The following is a 20,250-nucleotide window of genomic DNA, read 5'->3' as shown; positions in this document are numbered from 1 at the left end:
TTTTTTTTTGAAAAAACTCAGTGAACGTTGAATGCATTTGTAGATGATTTTTTCTTGTCCTGCGATTTTCTTCACGGGCTGATTTCCTTAGAAGAAAGCGGCATAGAATCCTCGCTCTTCACGGCCTTCCGTCATGGCGGGCGAACGGAACGACTTCTTTGTTGGACTTAAAAAGGAAATTCCATGCCATCGTCTACCCGCTTTCGATATCGTATTTTTTTCATGGTGCTGCTGGTTGCGGTCATTAACTACATTGATCGTGGCGCACTTTCATATGCCTCGCAACACATCCTGAGCGAATACGGCTTTGACAAGAAAGAGTGGGGCGCAGTATTGGGATATTTCGGTTACGGGTATATGTTCGGTGCATTGGTCGGCGGTGCCTCAGGGGATCGCTTCGGCCCCCGTAAAGTCTGGCTGTGGGCTGGCGTTGCCTGGTCAGTGTTCGAAGTCGCCACCGCTTTCGCAGGAGATTTGGGACTGGCTTTTTTTGGTGGCTCGGCGCTGGCCGGGTTCGCCATGATTCGCGTCATGTTTGGCTTCTGCGAAGGCCCGGCCTATTCCATTATTAACAAGACCGTCTCGAACTGGGCTACGTCCAGAGAGCGCGGTTTTGTGGTCGCCCTCGGCTTACTCAGTACACCTTTGGGGGCGATGTTGACCGCGCCGGTATCCGTATTCTTGTTGACCGTCACCGGAAGTTGGCGGTGGATGTTTGTCGTACTGGGTGTGACAGGTTTGCTGGTACTCATATTATTCATGAAGATATTCACCAATCTTCCAGAGCAAAATCCGCGAGTCGGTGCGCTGGAGCTGGCGGAGATCCATGCCGGACGAAATCCCGCGCAGTCCGCAGGCCGCACTGCGACGGCAGGCGAGGCGTCTGTATCGTGGAAGGATTTCTTCCGCAGCCGTACATTGATGTGCAATACGCTTGGTTATTTTTCCTTTGTCTATGTCAATTTTCTGTTGCTGACATGGACGCCAAAGTACCTGCAGGATCAATTTCATTTCAGTCTGTCGTCTCTTTGGTATCTGGGTATGATTCCGTGGATCGGCGCCTGTTTCACGGTACTGCTGGGAGGACGATTCTCTGACTGGATGCTTCGCAAGACCGGCAATCTGGTCTATGCACGCAGCTGGTTTGCCGCGTTGTCGCTATTGTTGACGACGGCAACTTTTCTGCTGGTGTCGCAGGCGGAGAGTGCGACAGCGATTATCTTGCTCATGACGATCGCCAACGCCTTTAACGCCTTGCCTAACTCGGTTTACTGGGCAGTTGTGATTGATACATCGCCATCTTCTACGATTGGCACGTTTAGCGGCATGATGCATTTCATGGCGAACATCGGTGTAGTGCTGGCGCCCACATTGACGGGATATCTGGTGACCGCATTTGGTTATCCGGCGATGTTTATCGCCGCGGCGGTGGCGACTTGCGTAGGCATGGCAGCCATGTTGCTGGTGCGGCCGGGAAAACTTTAGGAGAAACAGAATGAGTCATCTTCCAAAAATCGCCATTGGATCGTTGGGTGGCACCGTAAGCATGACAAGTTCCCAGCCGGGAGAAGGCATCAGCTCGCGCCTGACAGCCGGGGATTTGACTGCCGCTGTGCCGGGCTTGGGGGATATTGCGCAGATTCAGGCAGCTTCGTTGCTGCAACTGGCCAGCGGATCGCTGAGGTTCGACAATTTGCTTGCATGTTTGCACTGGGCCGAGCAGCAACTTGCCGAAGGCGCGGACGGCGTCGTGATGACGCAGGGAACCGACACAATGGAAGAGACGGCATTCTTCTTCGATCTTTTCTGGCGACATGAGCAGCCCTTGGTGATCACCGGTGCCATGCGAGGGCCGCAGCAGGCCGGAGCAGATGGCCCTGGAAATTTGTTCGCGGCTGTTGTTGCCGCAGCCGCGCCAGCCAGCCGGGGGCGGGGCGTGCTGGTTGCAATGAACGACACCTTGCATGCGGCGTCGCGCGTGCGCAAGACGCATACGCTGGCAACAGAAACATTCAGTTCGCCAGTGTCGGGACCATCGGGAGTCGTAGTCGAAAAGCAAGCACTCTATTTTTCTCCTCCCCGTGTGCGTCAGCCAATTCCATTGCCGACATCGGCGGGAATACGCGTTGCCCTCCTTGAGTCGTGTCTCGATGCCGACACAGGATTGCTTGATGCCGTGTTGGCAGCGGGTTATAACGGTCTGGTAATCAGTGCCTTCGGCGCTGGTCATATCGCCGCGGAATGGGCGGTTAAGCTCAGCGAGCTATTGCCCCGCATGCCGGTGATCGTTGGCTCTCGAACCGGCGCCGGCGGCACTGCAACAAAAACCTATGATTATCCCGGCAGCGAAATGGATCTGCAACGGCGCGGCGTTGTGCTGGCAGGTTGGCTATGCCCGCGCAAGGCGCGTATTTTGCTGTGGGCGCTGCTTGGCAACGGATGCGCTATTCATGAGCTGAAAGCTCGCATTGACGCGTATGGTCCGATGAGTACAACGACCGCGGCCGCGTGAGCGGTTTTCCAGTCTGTACCCGGATGTTGTTTTCCGGCGGAAAGATTGCGTGCCGGACGGAGGGCTGTTCCGGCGGTAGTGTCTTGGTTTGCACTAGAATGGATGCCTTTCCAGGGCAATCACTTACCTTCCTATGCTAGTCAAACCACCACTGCTGAGCGTCGCCGAAGCATTGAAATTCCTGCTCAAGTCGGCCGTGCCGCTGAGCGAGGCCGAAACCATCTCCACGCTGGAAGCCAACGGCCGCGTGCTGGCGGCGGCGCAGGTATCGCAGATCAACGTGCCGGGCATGGACAATTCGCAAATGGATGGCTACGCCGTGCGTGCGGCCGAATGCGTGAGCGGAGAGACGCGCCTGCGCGTGTTGCAGCGCATTCCGGCCGGCCATGTCGGCATCGCGCTGGAGCCGGGTACGGCGGCGCGCATCTTCACCGGTGCGATGGTGCCGCCGGGCGCCGACGCCATCGTCATGCAGGAAGCCTGCGAGATCATCAAGGATGCCGACGGCGACCATGTGATCGTGCGGCATGTGCCGCAAGCGGGCGAGTGGATCCGTGAAACCGGCGAAGACATCAAGGTTGCCGACACCATCCTGCCGGCGGGCGTGCGCCTGCGTCCGCAGGCGCTGGGGCTGGCCGCATCGGTCGGCCTGGCGAGTGTGCCGGTGCTGCGCAAGCTGCGCGTGGCGGTGTTTTTCACCGGCGATGAACTGACCATGCCGGGTGAAGCGCTCAAGCCCGGCGCGATCTACAACTCCAATCGTTTCCTGCTGCGCGGCCTGTTGGAAAACCTCGGCTGCGAGGTGAAGGACTTCGGCATCGTTCCCGACCAGTTGCAAGCCACGCGCGACACCTTGCGCGCGGCGGCGGCCAGCCATGACCTGATCATCACCAGCGGCGGCGTCTCGGTCGGCGAAGAAGACCACATCAAGCCCGCGGTCGAGGCCGAAGGGCGTCTCAACATGTGGCAGATCGCCATGAAGCCGGGCAAGCCGCTGGCCTTCGGCGAGATCAATCGCAGCAGCGGGAGCAATGGCAACGGCAACGGCGGCAACAAGGCATTTTTCCTTGGCTTGCCGGGGAATCCGGTGTCGACCTTCGTCACTTTCCTCGTGTTCGTGCGGCCGTTCCTGCTGCGCCTGCAAGGCGTGGACAACGTCGCGCCGCGCGCATTGACGCTGCGCGCCGATTTCAACTGGCCCAAGGCCGACCGCCGCCAGGAGTTCCTGCGCGCGCGCTTCAATGACGCCGGCGGCCTCGACCTGTTCCCGAAGCAGGGCTCGGGCGTGCTGACTTCAACCGTCTGGGGCGATGGCCTGATCGACAATCCGGCCGGCAAGACCATCGCCGAGGGCGACCTGGTGCGCTTCATTCCCTTCGATCACTTGCTGAACTAAGCACACGATATTCTTCAGGACCTGAAACACATGAAAATAGAACTCCGTTTTTTTGCCAGCGTGCGTGAAGCGCTTGGCGTTACGCAAGAGATCGTCGACTTGCCCGGCCACGTCAAGACCGTCGGCGACGTGCGCGCTTTCCTGATGGGGCGCGGCGGCCTCTGGATGGAAGTGCTGTCGCCGGAGAAGGCGCTGCGCATGGCCTACGACCACAACATGGTCGAGCCGGATACGCTGATCGAAGAGGGCGGCGAAGTCGCGTTCTTCCCGCCCGTGACCGGCGGCTGATGTGGCCCTGAGCAAAGACATGCCATTGCCGAAGGAAGAACTCGAACGCATTGCCGGCGGTACGCTGGCGCACTATGAAGGGCGCGCCGAGGACTTTCGCGAAGGCACGCGCGACCATGACGTCAGCCAGAACATCAACGCCTTGCTCGACGCCATCGCACAGTCATCGTCATTATCACTGTCGGCGCCGCTGACGATACTCGACTTCGGCTGCGGTCCCGGCCGCGACCTGAAAACCTTCAGCAAGCTGGGTCACCGCGCCATTGGCCTCGACGGCACCGCGAGTTTCGTCGAGATGGCGCGCGCCGATTCCGGCTGCGAAGTCTGGCACCAGAACTTTTTTGAACTGGACTTGCCTGCGGCTTTCTTTGATGGCGTGTTCGCCAACGCCTCGCTGTTCCACGTGCCGGCCGCGGAGTTGCCGCGTGTGCTCGGCCAATTGCATGCTGCGCTGAAGCCGGAGGGCGTGCTGTTCTGTTCCAATCCGCGCGGCAGCAACAGCGAAGGGTGGAGCGGCGGACGCTACGGCTCCTATCACGATCTCGACGCGTGGCGCGGTTTCATGACGGCGGCGGGGTTTGTCGAAATCCGGCACTATTACCGTCCCGACGGCCTGCTGCGTTCCGAGCAGGCGTGGCTGGCCACGGTGTGGCGCAAGCCTTCCTGATCCATCGCAACCGGAAGCCCGACCATGACGCTGCAAACTTTCTTCCTCTATCTCGCCGCAGTGTTCGTGCTGACCGTCACGCCCGGTCCCAGCGTACTGATGTGCATTACCAACGGCATTCACCATGGCGTCCGGCGCGCATTTGCCGGCGCGCTTGGCAGCGTGACGGCGGTGTGCCTGATCATGGCGGTGTCGGCCGCGGGACTCGGCGCCATTCTTGCAGTTTCGGAGAAAGTGTTTCTCATTTTGAAATGGTGCGGGGTCGCCTATCTCACGTATATTGGCGTGCGCACTTTTTTCTCGGCCCAGAGCACGATAGAGGCAGGTCGCGATGGCGATGCCGAACGCACACGGAAATCGCGTGCAGGTTTGTTCTGGCAAGGATTCCTGGTCGGCGGCAGCAACCCCAAGGCGCTGCTGTTCTTCACCGCGTTCTTCCCGCAGTTCATCAATCCGCACGCCGCGCAGTTGCCGCAGTTTTTGGTGCTGGGTGCGACCTTCGTCTGTTTTGAATTGTTCTGGCTGACGTTCTATGCCCACTTCGCCGCGCGCGTGGCGCCGTGGTTGCGGACGCCGGGCCGGGCGAAGATGTTCAACCGTATTTCCGGCGCGACCTTCATCGGCGCCGGGGCCTTGCTGGCGACAGTCAGGCGCAGTTAAAAACAGCCTGGCGCCAACGTAGCGCACGGCAAAAAAACGGCAGGAAAAACAGGTGAGGAGACGCTCATATGCTTGAAGACAAGGAGATATCTTGCACCTGACCACTGAAATTGCCGCCTGGGCGGCCCAGGACACGCGCCTGCTGCTGTCCGTCCTTATTGCGCTGATCGCCATCGTCGTGCTGATCAGCGTACTCAAAATCGCTCCCTTCCTCTCGATCCTGCTGGGAACCTTCATCGCCGGCACCGGCGCCGGCTTGCCGCTGGAAAAGATCGCGTCCGCGTTCAGCAAGGGCGCCGGCAGCATCCTCGGCGAGGCCGGCATCATCATCGCGCTGGGCGCCATGCTGGGCGCGCTGATGGCCGACTCGGGCGCGGCCGACAAGATCGTTACGACGCTTTTGCGCTATGCCCGTGGCGCGGCGATTCCGTGGATGATGGCGCTGGTGGCGCTGGTTGTCGGCCTGCCGCTGTTCTTCGAAGTCGGGCTGGTGATGATGGCGCCGATCATCTTCGTGATGGCGCGCCGTTCACAGCAACCGATCCTGCGCGTGGCGATTCCGGCGCTGGCCGGCATGACCACCTTGCATGCCTTGTTGCCGCCGCATCCGGGGCCGCTGATCGCGGTGAGCGCCTTGCATGCCGATCTCGGCACCACCATGCTGCTGGGGTTCGTGGTCGCGATTCCGGCGGTGATCCTCGCCGGTCCGCTGTACGGTATGTGGCTTGCGCCGCGCATGCCCATCGGCGAACCGGAGCAGATCGGCGCCTTGTTCAAGGGCCAGCAGGCGCCGGAGATGCAACCCGGTTTCCTGCCGTCGCTGATCACCATCCTGTTGCCGGTGGTGCTGATGCTGGGACGCACCGTCGCCAAGATCTGGATCACTCCTGAGACGACGTTGTTCGAGATGCTCAACTTCTTCGGCGAGCCCATCATTGCGCTGACCGTAACGGTGCTGTTTGCAGTGGTGGTGCTGGGTTGGGGACGCGGCGTCAGCCGCACCGACGTCGGCGCCATCCTGCGCAAGGCCTTGCCCCCGATCTCCGGGCTGCTGCTCACCATCGGCGCGGGCGGCGGCCTGAAGCAAGCCCTCTTGACCGGCGGCATCAGCGACACCATCACCAAGGTGGCGACCGGCACCCACATCCCGCTGATCCTGCTGGCCTGGCTGATCGCCGTGGCCTTGCGCCAGGCCACCGGTTCGGCCACCGTGGCTACTACCGCCACGGCCGGCATCGTCGCGCCGCTGGTGGCGAGCCTGTCGGGTACGCACAATGCGCTGATGGCGCTGGCGATCGGGGCGGGTTCGGTGTTCTTCTGCCACGTCAACGACGCCGGCTTCTGGATGGTCAAGGAATACTTCGGCCTCGATCTCAAGCAGACCTTCGCCACCTGGTCGGTGATCCAGACCATCGTGTCGGTGGTCGGACTGGGCATGACGCTGTTGCTGTGGGGCGTGCTGGCCTGAACATCGTTTCCTCGCTTTCCTCGTGCAGCGCAAGTCCCGGCAAGTCCGGGACTTGTCGTTTCTGCGGCAGGGGATGCGGCCACTTTAGGTACAATGGACGCGATTCCAATTTCCCGCTTCTTCCATGCCGATCCGCGTCCAGACTGCCGACTTTGACCTCAGCGCCGAGATCGCCGCGCTGCGCCTGGACAATCCCAAAGTCGGGGCGGTTGTGAGCTTCGTCGGCACGGTGCGCGACCTTAACGACGGCGCCAGCGTGCAGGAGATGGAGCTCGAACACTATCCCGGCATGACCGAAAAGGCCCTCGAGCAGATCGTCGTCGACGCCAAGGCACGCTGGGAGATTTTCGATGCGCTGGTCATTCATCGCGTCGGTCCGCTGCAGCCGCTCGAGCAGATCGTGCTGGTGGCAGTGACGGCGAAGCATCGCGGTGTGGCGTTCGCCGCCTGCGAATTCATCATGGATTACCTCAAGACGCAGGCGCCGTTCTGGAAAAAGGAACAGACGCCCGAAGGCGCACGCTGGGTCGATGCGCGCGAGAGCGACGACCAGGCGCTGGCGAAGTGGCAATCCGGTTCTTCTCCTTCCAATGCCGACTGAGCTTTTCCTCCTCCAACAATAACAATATGTTTCGCCTGCCGACCACCGCCACCGCACCGTTCTGTCCCTCCGAAGTATCCGGCAGCGTCGCCGTCCCTCCGCACGCCACCATCTGGCAAAAACTCAAGGTCTACGTCGGCCCCGGCCTGCTGATTTCGATCGGTTACATGGACCCGGGCAACTGGGCGACCTCGGTGCAGGCCGGCTCGCAATTCGGCTATCAGCTGCTGTTCGTGGTGATGTTGTCGAGCCTGGCGGCGATCGTGCTGCAATGCCTGTGCGCGCGGCTGGGCATCGTCACCGGCAAGGACCTCGCGGTGCATTCGCGCGAAAACTATCCGCCGGCGGTCGGCAAGGGCATGTGGGTGTTCGCCGAGTTGTCGATCATCGCCTGCGACCTGGCCGAGGTGCTCGGCTGCGCGCTGGCGTTCAAACTCTTGCTGGGCGTGTCGCTGCCGGTCGGCGTGTTGCTCACGGCGCTCGATACCGTGATCGTGCTGGGCTTGCAGGGCCGCGGATTCCGCCAGGTGGAAGCGATCATCCTCGGGCTGGTGGTGACGATTGCGGTGTGCCTGTTTGCGCAGCTGGCGTTCGTGAAAGCCGACTGGCAGGCCGTAGTGCAAGGCTTCGTGCCGTCGCTGGCGGCGCTGTCGAGCCGCGAGCCGCTGTATCTTGCCATCGGTGTGCTCGGCGCCACGGTGATGCCGCACAACCTCTATCTGCATTCCTCCATCGTGCAGACGCGCGCGGTGAAACGCGACCGCGCCGGCCTGCTCGAAGCAATCCGCTACACGCGCGTCGACACCACGGTATCGCTGCTGATTGCGATGGCGATCAACGCCGCCATCCTGATCCTGGCGGCGTCTGCCTTCCATCGCAGCGGCCGCACCGACGTGGTCGATCTGGACGTTGCCTATCATCTGCTCGATCCGATCACGGGCACTTCGCTGGCGGCGATCCTGTTCGGCGTGGGCTTGTTTGCTGCGGGACAGAGTTCGACCTTCACCGGCACGATTGCCGGCCAGGTGATCATGGAAGGCTTCCTGAAACTGAAAATCCCGTGCTGGCAGCGCCGCCTGATCACGCGCGGGCTGGCGCTGATTCCGGCGTTGATCGGCGTGGTGACGCTGGGTGAACATTCGGTCGGACGCCTGCTGGTGCTCAGCCAGGTGGTGCTGAGCCTCCAGCTGCCGTTTGCGATGTTCCCGCTGATCCGGCTGACCGGCAGGCGCGACCTGATGGGCGACTTCGCCAATCCTGTCTGGCTTGCCGCGCTGGCATGGATGTTGTTCCTGGGGATCGGCGCGGCCAATACCTGGCTGGTGGTTCAGCTTTTCATTTGACGTCTTTGCGGCTGCCGGGCTCCAGCGTCACGGTGCAGGTCAGGCCCGCGGCCAGCAATACATCCTTTGGCACTTCATCAATGTGGATGCGTACCGGAATGCGCTGCGCCAGCCTCACCCAGTTAAAGGTCGGATTGACATCGGCCAGCAACTCGCGGCTCTGCGGATTGTCGCGGTCGTAGATGCCGTGCGAGATGCTGTCGACGTGGCCGCGCAAGGTGGCGCCGTTGATCAGCTGGATTTTTGCCTTGTCGCCGACGGCGACGTAGGGCAGCTTGGTCTCTTCAAAATATCCGTATACCCAGAACGAATGGCTGTCGATGATGGCGATCTTGGCGGCGCCTGCGCTGGCGTAGTCGCCGCGGCGCACGCTCAGGTTGGTGATATAGCCGTCGACCGGTGCGATTACCTTGGTGCGGTCCAGATTCAGGCGGGCGCTGTCGCGCTGGGCGATGGCAACCTGGTATTGCGCTTCGGCACCGGCGACCTGGCTGCCGGCGTCTTCACGGTTTTCGCGGGACACCACCAGGCTGTCGAGATCGGCACGGCGACGCGCTTGGGCGCGGCGCATGTCGAGGTCGGCCTTGCGCGCGGCGAGGGCGGCTTCGGCCTGTTGCAGCGCCAGCTGGTAGCGTGCAGGATCGATCTGCATCAGCAGGTCGCCCTTGTGCACCAGCTGGTTGTCGCGCACGGGCAGGTCGACTACCTGGCCGGCGACATCCGGCGCGATGTTGACGACGTCGGCGCGCACGCGGCCGTCGCGGGTCCACGGCGACACCATGTAGTGCTGCCACAGGCTCCAGGCGAGGAAGATCGCCGCCAGGAAAATCAGCGCCGTGATGAGGAAACGAAAAATCGATTTGACCGACATGATGGATAACTCCCGATGAATTCTGTATCTGTTGTTTTATCTGGAAACGCTTAACGGTAGATGGCGAGTCCGAGCAGCGCTGCGATGCACGTGAACAGGCTCACGCGAAACAGCGCCGGATGCCACACCAGGTTGTACAGGCCGATGCGCACCAGGATGCGATCGGCGACCAGCGCGATGACGCCGGCGGCAATGACTGCCAGCAGCAGCGTCGGCACGTAGGCGTCAAAAAATGAGATTTCACGCGGCATGGTTGACTCCTGAAGTGGCGGCAAGGGCGGTTCCGCCCTGATGCATGGGTTGCAGCGGCGACTGCGGATCGAGCAAGGCGGTGCGGATGAAGTGCAGGTAGCTCAGCGTGCGTTGCAGGCGATGGCGTTCGCTGCGTTCGCGGTAGTGCGGGCCGATGGCTTGCTGGACTTCGGCGATGGTGCGGTTGTTGGCGTCGAGTACGGCCGCCAGCGTGGCCGGCGTCGGCTGTTCGAACAGCGCCGGCAGCGTTTCGCGCAGGCGATCCAGCGCGGCGTAGGCGGCCGGCGACAGCAGGCCGGGATTGCCGCTGCGGATGCCGTGCAGCTCGGTGCGCAGCTCGATGACGGCGTGGCCGATTTCCAGCGTGGCGAACATCCAGCCGAAGGCGTCCTTGCGCAATGCAGGACGGCTGCCGGTGAGCATGGTGATCTGGTGCATCAGGTCGCGCGTGCCGCTTTCGAACTGCAGCGTCAGGTGTGCCAGCCGGGCGAAACAGGCTTGCACGACCTGCTTGCGCAATTGTTTTTCGAGATGGCGCACGGTCCAGTTGGTGGTGGGCGGCAACAGCACCATGAAAGCGCCCGTCGTCACGATCAGCGACACCATCAGCGCGATCGATTCGTTGAGGTAACCGGCGGCGTTGAAGTGGGCCAGGTTGTCCGGCACCGCCACGAACGGGAAGAAGATGCAGATGCCGAGACCGTAACCGGCCAGCGTCGGCCTGGTGGTCAGCAGCACCGCCAGCATCAGCACCGGCGTCAACGCCGCCGCCAGCATCCAGAAACCGTCCAGCTGCGGCACGATGTGGAACGTGTAGAAGTAACCCAGCACCACCGCCAGCGCCACGCCCATGGTGACGGTGCGGGTGGCCTTGGCGGGATCCGGCGCGGCCGAGGTGATGGCGCAAAAGGCGGCGGCATTGAGGGCTGCGACATCGCCGCTGGGCCAGCCGCTGAGGATCCAGAACGTCGACAGGCCGATCAGCGTGATGGCGGCACGGGCGCCGGCGACACTCGCGGTGACCATGCTGGTCTTGGGCGCATAGGCGTGCTCCCATTGTTCGCGTTCGTGGCGGCGTTGCACCAGCGAGGCGTAGGTCAGGGTGTAGGCGTGCAGCTCTTCGATCACGCGGTACAGCAATTCGGAGGCGGTGTCGAAATCCAGCACGGCGTCATCGTCGAGTTTCTGTGCATGGGCATTGCGGGTGGCGCGCACGCGGCGCGGCAATTCCCGTTTGTAGCTTTCCAGCTTGAGCGCGGCGTCGGCGGCGTCGACCGCAGTCATCACCGGTTCGCCGCCGCTGCGGGTCAGCAGGGGCTGGACTTCGCGGAAGTAAGGCGAGATCGCATCGATGACCAGTTGCGCCGACGGATTGCGGCTGTCGTGCAGGCGGTTCATCAACTGGTGCAGCCCGTGGACGCGTGTCGACAGCGCCATGAACTCGCTGTTCATGCGCGTGAGGCGGCCGCTGCGCAGGCGGATTTCCGGATCCTCGAAGATGGCCGAGCTGCGCAGCGCTTCGAGGCCGATGATGTCGCCGACGAAGCGCGCATTGGCGGCTTCCAGCGCCTTGCGGTCGGCGCTGCCGCCGAGCGTGCTGCCGATCAGGTCGACGAAGGCGGTGAAGCGGCCGCGAATGACGCGCACCAGGCCGGGTGCGCTGGCTTGCGGGAACACCAATGCGCTGACCACGCCGGCGCAGACGATGCCGACCGTGATTTCGGTCACGCGCGTCATGACCGAGTCGAAGGTCAACGCCGGATTGAGCGCCGCGGGTATGCCGATCAGCGCCACCGTATAGCCCGACAGCACGAAGCCGTACGAGCGGAAATTGCGGTTGAGCGCCGAGCCGAACGTGCACAGGCCGATCCAGCAGGCGGTGGCGAGTAGGAACAGTTCCGGCGTCTGCGCGAACAGGCCGACGAAGACCACCACCGCGACCGAACCGACCAGCGTGCCGATGACGCGATAGAAACTCTTGGCGAGGATCATGCCGCTTTGCGGCTGCATCACGATGAAGACAGTGATCAGGCCTGAGCGCGGCGACTCGAGGTCGAGTGCGTAGCCGATGCCCAACGCCAGCAAGCCGGCGAAGACCATCTTGAACACGTAGATCCAGTTCGGGAAATCGGTCTGCCACCAGTCGGCGGCGGCGTCGTGCAATTGCCGCCCGAACGATTGTGGCGCCGTAGCGTCGGCCGTGGCAGGAGAGACTGAGGTGTTCACTGCGCAGCTCCAGTTTGCAGCGGCGCGGCAGCATCGGTCTCAGGCACCGAAACTTCCAGTCCGCCGCCGAGCGCGACAGTGAGGCTGGCGTAGGCGGTCAGCTTCTGCGCCAGCAATTGCTGCACGACTTGCTGCTGGTGCTGCCATTGGGTCTGCGCGGTCAGCACGTTGACGTAGTTGGTCAGGCCGCGCTGGTAGGCGCGCGTGGCGATGTCGATGTTCTTTTGCGCTGCCGCTACAGAGAGGTCGGCCTGCGCCTGCTGGCGCTGGATCGCCTGCAGCGTGACGATCTGGTCGGCGATGCTCTTGAGCGCCTGGCTCAGGAGCAGGTTGTAGTGCTCCACATCCATGTCGTAGCCGGCGGTAGTGGCGCCCAGCTGGCCACGCAGGCGGCCGCCTTCGAAGATCGGCAGCGAAATCGCCGGGCCGTACGTGGTGGTGATGTTGGGTGCGCTCAGGAAACTCAGCAAGCCGCCGCCGGCTGCAGTCGGACCGATGCTGGCCAGCAGGTTGATATTGGGATAGAACGCCGCCTTGGCCACGGCGATGCCCTTGACCGAGGCTTCCACGCGCCAGCGCGCCGCGCTGATATCGGGGCGTCGGCCGATCAGTTCGGCCGGCAGGGCGCTGGGCAGTCCCAGCGCGGCCTGCAGGTTCATGACCGGGCGCGTGATGCGGTCGCCGGCGCCGGGGCCTTCGCCGAGCAGGGCCGCCAGCTGGTTGCGGGTGAGGGCGATATTTTCATTGAAGACTTCGATCTGGCGACGGGTTTCCGGCAGCGGGACTTCGGCCTGGGTGATTTCCATCTGGGTGCCGATGCCGCCCTTGAAGCGGCGATTGGCGAGATCGAGAATCTGTTGTTCCTGTTTCAGCGTGTCGACGGTGCTGTCGAGCAGGCCATATTGCAGCGACAGCTGGATGTAGGTGCGCACCACGTTGCTTTCGAGCTCGAGCTGGGCGGCGCGGGCATCGGCGGCAACGGCGTGGAGTTCATCCTGGGCGCGTTCGGTGGTGTTGCGGTTGCGATCCCACAGGTCGAGGTTGTAGGACAGGCTCAGCACTGCGGTGTTGTTCCAGGTCAGCTTGTCGCGGAAGCTGGCGCCGTAATAAACGTTGTCGGACCAGTCCTTGCGGCCGACGGCGGCGTCCAGCTGCGCCTGCGGCAATTCGCCGGCATGCGCGACCACCGCCATGGCCTGGGCCTGGCGCACGCGCGCGGCGGCAATCGCCATGTTGGGATTGCCGGCGACGGCAGCGGCCACCAGGCGATTCAGTTGCGGATCGGCGTAGTTTTCCCACCAGGCGCGCTTGGGCCAGCCGGCTTCCGCGCCGGCCTGGCGGATCGCATTGCCGACGTCGAGCGCAGCGGGTTGCCGCACGGCCGCCTGCGGCCGGATGCCGCCATTGTCGGCGCAGCCGGCCAGGGCGAGGCAGAGCGCCATCATCATGAGCGGCGCAACAATGCGGCGGTTGTCAGCAGAGGTGTTCATCAGACTATCCCAAAAAATGCAAATATCCAGCTTTTGTTATTCTATTTGGTAAAGATCTTCAGAAAAACTGCAGGGAACACAAAGGGTCTTTTCAATTACTGCAATAATGATTTTGCCGTTTTGGGTAACAATGCAGCTTCCGGAGCCGCGTTTTGTTGCTATCCACGCGCTTTCATGCGATGCGACCGGATTGAAGACAGGAAGATATGGATACTTTGCAAAACATGCGCATTTTCATGCGTGTTGTCGATGCTGGCAGCTTTACGCTGGCTGCGCAACAAATGGAATTGACCACCGCCCACGTGTCCCGCGCGGTGGCAGACCTGGAGCGCCGTCTGCGCACCCGGCTGCTGAACCGCACCACGCGCCGCATTGCCTTGACCGAGGCGGGCGAACGCTACCTGCTGCGCTGCGAACAGATCGTGTCCTACGTGCGCGAAGCCGAAGCCGAGGCCAGCGACGCCTATGTCAGGCCGTCCGGGCGGCTGCGCATCCACACCATGACCAGTTTCGGACAGCGCTATGTGATTCCGGCGGTGTCGAGCTACCAGAAGCGCTATCCCGATGTCGCCATCGAGCTGACGCTGGCGCAGCGCGTACCGGATCTGCTGGAAGAGGGCTTTGACGTCTCGCTGGTGCTGGCGCGCGAGTTGCCGGATTCCGGGTTGATCTTTCGCCAGCTCAGCAGCATCTACAGCATCCTGTGTGCGTCGCCGCTGTATCTGGAGAAGCGCGGCGCGCCGCAAAAGCCGCAGGAGCTGCTCAATCACAGTTGCCTGCAGCTGGTCAGCCCGGTGTCGCCGCTGGACGAATGGGCGATGCAAGGTCCGGACGGCAGGGAAGTGGTCGCCATCAAATCCAACTTCCACGTCAACGTCGCCGAAGCCATGCTGCTGGCCCTGAAGGAGGGCATGGGCATCGGCGTGCTGCCGCTCTATTCTGCGGTGGACGCCTTGCGCGCCGGCACCATCGTGCGCGTGCTGCCGCAGTACCGCATGCAGGACATGGGCGTGTACGCGCTGTATCCGTCGCGTCAGTACCTCGACGCCAAGATCAGCACCTGGGTCGACTGGATGCATGAAAGCGTGGACAAGGCCTTGCAGGATGATCATCAGGCGCTTGACCGACTTACAATTCATTCGCCATGATCGCGTATTGATAAAAGATAACAAAAAGGAGTGACGATGCAATGGATTGCGGTCGGAATGGGGGCGGCGCTGGGCGCTTGGCTGCGCTGGGGACTGGGCCTGTGGCTTAACGTTGCCGGTCAGGCGTTGCCACTGGGGACGCTGGCGGCCAACTGGGGCGGCGGCTTCGTGATCGGCTTCCTGGTGGCGTTTTTTGAAGGACACCAGGGCTTGCCGGTGGAGTGGCGCCTGTTCCTGATCACCGGTTTCCTGGGCGGCCTGACAACATTTTCCACCTTCTCGGCGGAGGCCATGCTGCTGCTGCAACGTGGCAACTATGTCTGGGCGATCGCACATTCAGGGCTGCATCTGCTGGGTTCGGTGGCCTTGTGCGCGGCGGGTTTTGCGGTGTATCGCGCGGCGTTTTCCTAGCCGGATTTGATTTGGATCAATTCCACTGCTGATTTGCAATTGCAAGCGCGGACGATTCCTTGAAATATGTCCGTACGTCCCAATTTTCCTAGTATTCAAAATTCGGAGCGAAAGCACATCATGCGTCTCGACAAACTCACCACGAAATTGCAGGAAGCTCTGGCGGATGCCCAGAGCCAGGCTGTCGGCAACGACAACCAATACATTGATCCGGTCCACCTGGTGCTGGCCTTGCTGGCCCAGGACGACGGCGGCGCACGGTCGCTGTTGCAGCGCGCCGGCGTCAACGTGGCCGGACTGAATTCGGCATTGCAGCACGCCTTGACGCGCCTGCCCAAGGTCTCTGGCACCGGCGGCGAAGTCCAGATCGGCCGTGAGCTGGTGGCCTTGCTGAACCTGGCCGACAAGGAATCGCAAAAGCACGGCGACCAGTTCATCGCCAGCGAAATGGTCTTGCTCGGCCTGGCCGAGGACAAGTCCGACGCCGGCCGCGCCGCGCGCGAGAACGGCCTGTCGCGCAAGTCGCTGGAGTCCGCCATCAGCGCCGCGCGCGGCGGCGCCAGCGTATCCTCGCAAGAGGGTGAAGGCCAGCGCGAGTCGCTCAAGAAATACACCCTCGACCTGACCGAGCGCGCGCGTGCCGGCAAGCTCGATCCGGTGATCGGCCGCGACGATGAAATCCGTCGCGCCATCCAGGTGCTGCAACGCCGCAGCAAGAACAATCCCGTGCTGATCGGCGAACCCGGCGTCGGCAAGACCGCCATCGTCGAAGGCCTGGCGCAGCGCATCGTCAGCGGCGAAGTGCCGGACAGCCTCAAGTCCAAACGCGTGTTGTCGCTCGACATGGCGGCCTTGCTGGCCGGCGCCAAGTACCGCGGCGAATTCGAAGAACGCCTGAAGGCCGTCCTCAAGGAGATCGCCCAGGACGAAGGCCAGACCATCGTCTTCATCGACGAGCTGCACACCATGGTCGGCGCCGGCAAGGCCGAAGGTGCGATGGATGCCGGGAACATGCTCAAGCCTGCGCTGGCGCGCGGCGAACTGCATTGTGTCGGCGCCACCACGCTGGACGAATACCGCAAATACATCGAAAAGGATGCAGCGCTGGAGCGCCGCTTCCAGAAGATCATCGTCGACGAGCCGAGCGTGGAAGCGACCATCGCCATCCTGCGCGGCTTGCAGGAAAAGTACGAGGTGCATCATGGCGTCGACATCACCGACCCGGCCATCGTGGCGGCGGCGGAGTTGTCGCACCGCTATATCACCGATCGCTTCTTGCCGGACAAGGCGATCGACCTGATCGACGAAGCCGCCGCCAAGATCAAGATCGAGATCGACTCCAAGCCGGAAGTCATGGACAAGCTCGACCGTCGCCTGATCCAGCTCAAGATCGAGCGGGAAGCGGTCAAGCGCGAAAAAGATGAAGCATCGCAGAAGCGTCTGACGCTGATCGAGGAAGAAATCGCCAAGCTCGAGCGCGAATACGCCGATCTGCAAGAAATCTGGAAAGCCGAAAAAGCCACGGTGCAGGGCAGCCAGCATCTGAAGGAAGAAATCGAGCAGATCCGCTTGCAGATGGATGAGGCCACCCGCAAAAGCGACTGGCAGAAAGTCTCCGAGCTCAAGTACGGCAAGCTGGCCGAGCTGGAGAAGGCGCTGGAAACGCAGAACAAGCAGGATGCCGCCAGTGAGCAGACTGTCGGCAAGCCGCGCCTGGTGCGCACGCAGGTCGGCGCGGAAGAAATCGCTGAAATCGTGGCGCGCGCCACCGGCATCCCGGTATCGCGCATGATGCAGGGCGAGCGCGAGAAATTGTTGCACATGGAAGAGGTATTGCACGAACGCGTGGTGGGGCAGGACGAGGCGATTGTTGCGGTCTCGGATGCAATCCGCCGCTCACGCGCCGGCCTGGGCGATCCGGACAAGCCTTACGGCTCGTTCATGTTCCTCGGCCCCACCGGCGTGGGCAAGACCGAACTGTGCAAGGCGCTGGCGTCCTACCTGTTCGATACTGAAGAGGCGATGATCCGCATCGACATGAGCGAATTCATGGAGAAGCACTCGGTGTCACGCCTGATCGGCGCGCCTCCGGGTTATGTCGGCTATGAAGAAGGCGGCCACCTGACCGAAGCGGTGCGGCGCAAACCGTACAGCGTGATCCTGCTCGACGAAATCGAGAAGGCGCATCCGGATGTGTTCAACGTCTTGCTGCAAGTGCTCGACGACGGCCGCCTGACTGATGGGCAAGGCCGCACGGTGGACTTCAAGAATACCGTGATCGTGATGACCTCCAACCTGGGATCGCACAAGATCCAGGCGATGGAAGACAGCGATCCGGCGGTGGTGAAGATGGCGGTGATGGCCGAAGTCAAGCTGCACTTCCGTCCGGAGTTCATCAACCGCGTCGACGAGATCGTGGTGTTCCATGCGCTTGATGAAAGGAACATCGGTGCGATCGCCAAGATCCAGCTGCACATCCTCGAGGAACGTCTGGCCAAGATGGATATCGGCCTGGTCATTACCGACGCCGGATTGCAGAAGATTGCAGAGGCGGGCTTCGATCCGGTGTATGGCGCGCGACCCCTGAAACGGGCGATCCAGCAGGAAATCGAGAACCCGTTGTCGAAGCTGATCTTGCAGGGCAAATTCGGTCCCAAGGATGTCGTCCATGTAAGTGTCCAAAATGGCGCACTTTCGTTTGAGCCGAACTGAAATGTCTTGATTAACTCTTTGTAATTATGCTATCTAGTTCCCTGAGCTCCTGAGTGAAATACTTCGATAAAACGGGTATTTTTCAGGATTCAGGGAATTTTTTTATATAAACGATTAAACTCTTTGGTTCCGTGCCGGATGCGCGAAATGAGGCGCAAAATGACGCCAAGTCATGTATAAAAAAACAATAAAGCACGTGAAATAACAGTTCAAGACGATCGTGGTCAGCGTGGCATAAGCAAGGGGTGAATTCTGAAGCAATCTTCATTACAACGGCTGTTCATTCTGCCGTTTGTATTTCTGATGTTATGCCTGGCGGTGACGATAGGCTGGTTTCTGTATCGCGCCGGCGATGATGCCACCGAGGTGCTGGCGCGTAATGCATTGATGGACACCATGAACCGTGTCGGCCAGGCGACCGACCGGCAACTGCTGGGCGCGCGCGAGACGCTGCGCGTGGTGGCGCCGGATCCGATTCCGCCGGCTGAAAAGGGCGGTCAGCCGATCTACATCCCGTTTCCCAAGGACAAAGCTGCACTGGAAGAGCGCCTGTGGCTGGCCAACAGCCTGTTCGACGATCCCAGCTATGTCTATTTCGGCGGCGCCGACGGCAGTTTCCTCGGTGTGAAGCAGGAAGAGATGAACCTCTTCATGTACAGCACCCGCGATCCCCAGGGCAAGAATTACGTCTACCATTTGCGCGGTCCCGGCACTACGCCCACCCTGATCGCCACCCAGGATTACGAGCCGCGCAATCGTCCCTGGTATCGCCAGGCCATCGAGCGCAAGAAGGAAACCTGGTCGCCGGTGTTTACGGATTTTCGTCTCAAGTTCCTCGGCATCACTTTGTCCAAGCCGGTCTATTCGCCCGAGCAAGTCTTGCTGGGCGTAGCCACCAGCAGCATCGGCCTGCTCCGCCTGAGCGAGTTCCTGCAAGCTTTGCCGCTGACGAAGAATGGCGTCGCCTTCATCGTCGAGATGTCGGGCGACCTGATCGCCACCTCGGTGAACGAGCCTATCCATAAGGTCGACGGCGCCAACTTCGTGCGCCTGAATGCCGGCCAGAGCACATCGCCGATCGTGCGCCAGGCATTTGCCGATCTGGGCGCCTACATGAAGACGCAAAAGCTTGAGCCGGGCAAGCTGGTGATCCAGTCGTTGCAGACCGACGGCCCCAAGACCGAACTGGCGTTCCGCCTGCATCATGACGATGCCGGTCTGGACTGGGTGGCGGTCAGCGCGGTGAGCCGCTCGGACTTCCTCGGTTCGGTGACCGGCGGCGTCTACCAGACGCTGCTGCTGGGTTTCATCGCCGTGTGCATGACGTTCGTGCTCGGCTTCGCAATCCTGCGCTGGGTGCTGCGCGACATCCGCAAGCTGACGCTGGCGGCCAAGAGCATCGGTAACGGCGAGCCTTTCCCGTCGCTCAATATCGACCGCCGCGACGAAATCGGCCAGCTGGCGCAGAGCTTCCAGGAAATGGAACGCAACCTGCGCACCGACCGTCTGACCAACGTACTCAACCGCGATTCCTTCATCGCGCAGATCGACTTCCGCCGGCGCAAAGGCACTGAAGTGACGCCGTTGCAATTTGCGCTGCTGTTCATCGATCTCGACAAATTCAAGGCGATCAACGACCAGTATGGACATGACGAAGGCGACAAGGTCCTGATTTCGGCGGCGTCGCAATTGCAGCACGCCTTGCGCAAGGACGACTCGGTGGCGCGTTTCGGCGGCGACGAATTCGTGGTCTACCTGCATGGCGTGACGGATGAGAACATCGCCAAGTCGATCGCCGAAAAGATCCGCAACTTCCTCAACCAGCCTATCGAGGGGCGCGACGGCAACCAATACCACGTCGATGCGTCCATCGGCGTGGCCTTGTTCCCGCAAGACGGCCTGGATATCGAAACGCTGTTGCGCGTCGCCGACGAGCGCATGTTCGAGCAGAAGCGCATGCATCGGATTCTTTCGTATGACGGCAAGGACAAGTAGTAAGCGGCGCGTGAACCAAACCGTGCCCGGCACTAATGCCGTTTAGTTAAGGTAAAAAAGCGCGCTCCGAATCATTTCGGAGCGCGCTTTTTCATTGTTTCAAGCCGATTTGGGGAATCGTTTCGAACAAAAATGGGGGATAGCTTTTGAATTGGCTGTAGCTGTGTTCGTCCGAATCGAACTTTTATATTTTTGTGGCAACTAAATCAT

17 protein-coding genes are annotated in these 20,250 nt (G+C 61.6%); 13 read left to right on the top strand and 4 right to left on the bottom strand.

The annotated features are described in order from the left end of the window. Positions 1–183 precede the first annotated feature (183 nt). From F506_RS16435 to F506_RS16395, 9 genes are all read left to right on the top strand, one after another. Positions 184–1,485 carry an MFS transporter gene (locus F506_RS16435; RefSeq protein WP_053199186.1) on the top strand — a complete coding sequence of 434 codons (1,302 nt, stop codon included), beginning with the start codon at positions 184–186 and terminating at the stop codon, positions 1,483–1,485. Between the two features lie 10 nt (positions 1,486–1,495). After that, entirely contained in the window at positions 1,496–2,512 is a 1,017-nt protein-coding gene (locus F506_RS16430; RefSeq protein WP_053199185.1) for an asparaginase, read from the top strand. 133 nt (positions 2,513–2,645) lie between these two features. Next, entirely contained in the window at positions 2,646–3,908 is a 1,263-nt protein-coding gene (locus F506_RS16425) for a molybdopterin molybdotransferase MoeA (protein ID WP_053199183.1), read from the top strand. Positions 3,909–3,938: 30 nt separating this feature from the next. Next, on the top strand, positions 3,939–4,196 hold the full coding sequence (gene moaD, locus F506_RS16420) for a molybdopterin converting factor subunit 1 (protein ID WP_053199181.1): 258 nt from the start codon (positions 3,939–3,941) through the stop codon (positions 4,194–4,196). Between the two features lie 19 nt (positions 4,197–4,215). Then, on the top strand, positions 4,216–4,863 hold the full coding sequence (locus tag F506_RS16415) for a class I SAM-dependent methyltransferase (protein WP_053199178.1): 648 nt from the start codon (positions 4,216–4,218) through the stop codon (positions 4,861–4,863). 24 nt (positions 4,864–4,887) lie between these two features. Then, positions 4,888–5,523 carry a LysE family translocator gene (locus F506_RS16410; protein WP_053199175.1) on the top strand — a complete coding sequence of 212 codons (636 nt, stop codon included), beginning with the start codon at positions 4,888–4,890 and terminating at the stop codon, positions 5,521–5,523. Positions 5,524–5,614: 91 nt separating this feature from the next. Then, positions 5,615–6,991: a GntT/GntP/DsdX family permease gene (locus F506_RS16405; RefSeq protein WP_053199173.1), complete on the top strand. Its 1,377-nt coding sequence runs from the start codon at positions 5,615–5,617 to the stop codon at positions 6,989–6,991. A 124-nt stretch (positions 6,992–7,115) separates the two neighbouring features. Beyond that, the gene (moaE, locus tag F506_RS16400) at positions 7,116–7,592 is read left to right on the top strand and encodes a molybdopterin synthase catalytic subunit MoaE (RefSeq protein WP_053199170.1); all 477 of its coding nucleotides are present in this window, start codon (positions 7,116–7,118) and stop codon (positions 7,590–7,592) included. A gap of 26 nt (positions 7,593–7,618) precedes the next feature. Next, positions 7,619–8,935, top strand: a complete 1,317-nt coding sequence (locus F506_RS16395) for an Nramp family divalent metal transporter (protein ID WP_053199169.1) — start codon at positions 7,619–7,621, stop codon at positions 8,933–8,935. On the opposite strand, the gene F506_RS16390 is transcribed toward F506_RS16395, so the two are convergent. From F506_RS16390 to F506_RS16375, 4 genes are read right to left on the bottom strand one after another with little or no spacing between them, the layout of a single operon-like run. After that, positions 8,928–9,806: an efflux RND transporter periplasmic adaptor subunit gene (locus tag F506_RS16390; protein ID WP_053199167.1), complete on the bottom strand. Its 879-nt coding sequence runs from the start codon at positions 9,804–9,806 to the stop codon at positions 8,928–8,930. The two genes, F506_RS16395 and F506_RS16390, sit on opposite strands and share 8 nt — an antisense overlap. A gap of 50 nt (positions 9,807–9,856) precedes the next feature. After that, positions 9,857–10,057 carry a DUF1656 domain-containing protein gene (locus F506_RS16385; protein ID WP_053199165.1) on the bottom strand — a complete coding sequence of 67 codons (201 nt, stop codon included), beginning with the start codon at positions 10,055–10,057 and terminating at the stop codon, positions 9,857–9,859. Further along, on the bottom strand, positions 10,047–12,284 hold the full coding sequence (locus F506_RS16380) for an FUSC family protein (protein WP_053199162.1): 2,238 nt from the start codon (positions 12,282–12,284) through the stop codon (positions 10,047–10,049). The genes F506_RS16385 and F506_RS16380 overlap by 11 nt, the downstream gene beginning before the upstream one ends. Beyond that, complete coding sequence (locus F506_RS16375; RefSeq protein ID WP_053199160.1) at positions 12,281–13,774, bottom strand: efflux transporter outer membrane subunit; 1,494 nt, start codon at positions 13,772–13,774, stop codon at positions 12,281–12,283. Before F506_RS16375 ends, F506_RS16380 begins: the two co-directional genes overlap by 4 nt. Before the next feature lie 206 nt (positions 13,775–13,980). Here F506_RS16375 and F506_RS16370 point away from each other — a divergent pair, with 206 nt between their 5' ends. The 4 genes from F506_RS16370 (at position 13,981) to F506_RS16355 (ending at position 20,040) form a co-directional block, all read left to right on the top strand. Further along, positions 13,981–14,922 (top strand): LysR family transcriptional regulator, encoded by a 942-nt coding sequence (locus F506_RS16370; RefSeq protein WP_053199159.1) that lies wholly within the window; start codon positions 13,981–13,983, stop codon positions 14,920–14,922. Between the two features lie 36 nt (positions 14,923–14,958). Then, entirely contained in the window at positions 14,959–15,333 is a 375-nt protein-coding gene (gene crcB / locus F506_RS16365) for a fluoride efflux transporter CrcB (protein ID WP_053199157.1), read from the top strand. 120 nt (positions 15,334–15,453) lie between these two features. Next, positions 15,454–18,045, top strand: coding sequence for an ATP-dependent chaperone ClpB (clpB, locus tag F506_RS16360; RefSeq protein ID WP_053199155.1), 2,592 nt, complete (start codon positions 15,454–15,456; stop codon positions 18,043–18,045). 303 nt (positions 18,046–18,348) lie between these two features. Further along, positions 18,349–20,040, top strand: coding sequence for a sensor domain-containing diguanylate cyclase (locus tag F506_RS16355; RefSeq protein ID WP_053199153.1), 1,692 nt, complete (start codon positions 18,349–18,351; stop codon positions 20,038–20,040). Positions 20,041–20,250: the final 210 nt, after the last annotated feature.

It is taken from the genome of Herbaspirillum hiltneri N3, from assembly GCF_001267925.1.
Lineage (GTDB): Bacteria > Pseudomonadota > Gammaproteobacteria > Burkholderiales > Burkholderiaceae_D > Herbaspirillum > Herbaspirillum hiltneri.
Note: the sequence above shows the minus strand (reverse complement) of the source record. Positions and strands in the feature narration are given on the sequence as shown.